The following is a 2,500-nucleotide window of genomic DNA, read 5'->3' on the forward strand; positions in this document are numbered from 1 at the left end:
TTGGTTGCGGGAGCAGGATTTGAACCTGCGACCTTCAGGTTATGAGCCTGACGAGCTACCGGGCTGCTCCATCCCGCGACACTTTGGGTTGGTCTGTTGCCTATTTGGCTGTTTGAGACCTGGTCGTGTTTTTTCATCGTTTTTGAGAGGGGGGATTTTTCTAGGTTTGGCGGTGACCTACTCTCCCGGGGCTTGAGCCCAAGTACCATTGGCGCTGCAGTGCTTAACTTCCGGGTTCGGGATGGGACCGGGTGTTTCACTTGCGCTATGACCACCAAACCGAGGAAAATCCCCACGTCGCTCTTTTTGCTTTGCAAAAAGGCGGCGCGCGGCAGGCAGCGTATTCGCGAAGCGAATGCGCGTTGCCGCACGGTTGTTGTGTCACCCCTTGCGGGGTTTCACATCAATCAACGTTGTCCAACTCAAGGTCAGTGTATGCTTTTGGTGATTTGTCTTTCTGTTACTGGATCAAATCAAGCCTATCGGGCGATTAGTACCGGTCAACTGAACGCATTGCTGCGCTTACATCTCCGGCCTATTGACGTGGTGGTCTTCCACGGCCCTCAGGGAGACCTTGTTTTGAGGGGGGCTTCCCGCTTAGATGCCTTCAGCGGTTATCCTGTCCGATCATAGCTACCCTGCACTGCTGCTGGCGCAACAACAGGTCCACCAGTGGATCGTTCACCCCGGTCCTCTCGTACTAGGGGCAACTCCTCTCAAGTCTCCTACACCCACGGCAGATAGGGACCGAACTGTCTCACGACGTTCTAAACCCAGCTCACGTACCTCTTTAAACGGCGAACAGCCGTACCCTTGGGACCTGCTCCAGCCCCAGGATGAGATGAGCCGACATCGAGGTGCCAAACACTGCCGTCGATATGGACTCTTGGGCAGTATCAGCCTGTTATCCCCGGCGTACCTTTTATCCGTTGAGCGATGGCCCTTCCACTCGGGACCACCGGATCACTATGGCCGTCTTTCGACTCTGCTCGACTTGTCAGTCTCGCAGTCAGGCTGGCTTCTGCCATTGCACTCAACGAGCGATTTCCGACCGCTCTGAGCCAACCTTCGCGCGCCTCCGTTACGCTTTAGGAGGCGACCGCCCCAGTCAAACTACCCGCCACGCAGGGTCCCGGATCCGGATAACGGACCGCGGTTAGACATCAAGAATGCAAAGGGTGGTATCTCAAGGGAGGCTCCACAGGAACTGGCGTCCCTGCTTCGAAGCCTACCACCTATCCTGCACATTGCAGTCCTGATGCCAGTGCGAAGCTGTAGTAAAGGTGCACGGGGTCTTTCCGTCTAACCGCGGGAAGCCTGCATCTTGACAGGCAATTCAATTTCGCTGAGTCGATGTTGGAGACAGCGGGGAAGTCGTTACGCCATTCGTGCAGGTCGGAACTTACCCGACAAGGAATTTCGCTACCTTAGGACCGTTATAGTTACGGCCGCCGTTTACCTGGGCTTCAATTCAAGGCTCTCACCTCTCCTTTTAACCTTCAGGCACCGGGCAGGCGTCAGACCCTATACGTCGTCTTGCGACTTCGCAGAGCCCTGTGTTTTTAATAAACAGTCGCCACCCCCTGGTTTGTGCCCCCAGCCCCTAGTTGCCTAGGAACCGGGCCTCCTTCTCGCGAACTTACGGAGGTATTTTGCCGAGTTCCTTCAACATCGTTCTCTCAAGCGCCTTGGTATGCTCTACCAGTCCACCTGTGTCGGTTTAGGGTACGGTCTGATGGAGGGCTATTTCCAGGAACCACTCAGCAGCCCAATCAATCCGATAAGATTGAACTACACCTGTGATCCGTCACATCCTCCTGGCCTAGGAATATTAACCTAGTTCCCATCGCCTACGCCTTTCGGCCTCGGCTTAGGGGCCGGCTTACCCTGCTCAGATTAGCTTTAAGCAGGAACCCTTGGACTTTCGGCGAGAGTGTCTCTCACACTCTTTGTCGCTACTCATGTCATCATTCTCACTAGTGATCTCTCCACCGGATCCCTCACAGGCCGGCTTCATCGAAAGAACTCTATCCTGCGCTACCGCCTGTTCGGCTACTTGAGCGCGGTTGCCCGCGCCGCATAACCGGCGGCAATACAGGATGAGTTCTATGTCACACTACGCTCTGCTACCATGCCTTACGGCATCCTAAGCTTCGGCTCATGGCTTGAGCCCCGTTACATCTTCGCCGCAGGACAACTTGTTTAGACCAGTGAGCTGTTACGCTATCTTTAAAGGATGGCTGCTTCTAAGCCAACCTCCTGGTTGTTTTGGTCGTCCCACCTGCTTTCCCACTTAGCCATGAATTGGGGGCCTTAGCTGTAGGTCAGGGTTGTTTCCCTCTCCACTACGGACGTTAGCATCCGCAGTGTGTCTGCCATCTAGTACTCCCGGGTATTCGGAGTTTGGTTAGGATCAGTAAGCCTGTGGGGCCCCATTACCCATCCAGTGCTCTACCCCCCGGGGTATTCGGATGACGCTCTACCTAAATAGATTTCGCAG

The 2,500-nt window shown here is 55.0% G+C and carries 1 tRNA gene and 2 rRNA genes (1 of these 3 cut by a window edge); all 3 read right to left on the minus strand.

The annotated features are described in order from the left end of the window. Position 1 precedes the first annotated feature (1 nt). A tRNA-Met gene (locus AC2FNZ_RS11770) sits at positions 2-78 on the minus strand. Positions 79-164: 86 nt separating this feature from the next. Then, a 5S ribosomal RNA gene (gene rrf, locus AC2FNZ_RS11775) occupies positions 165-279 on the minus strand. Between the two features lie 190 nt (positions 280-469). Further along, positions 470-2,500: ribosomal RNA gene (locus AC2FNZ_RS11780) — 23S ribosomal RNA — on the minus strand (it continues 835 nt past the right edge of the window).

The organism is Ruegeria sp. SAZA006, assembly GCF_059613465.1.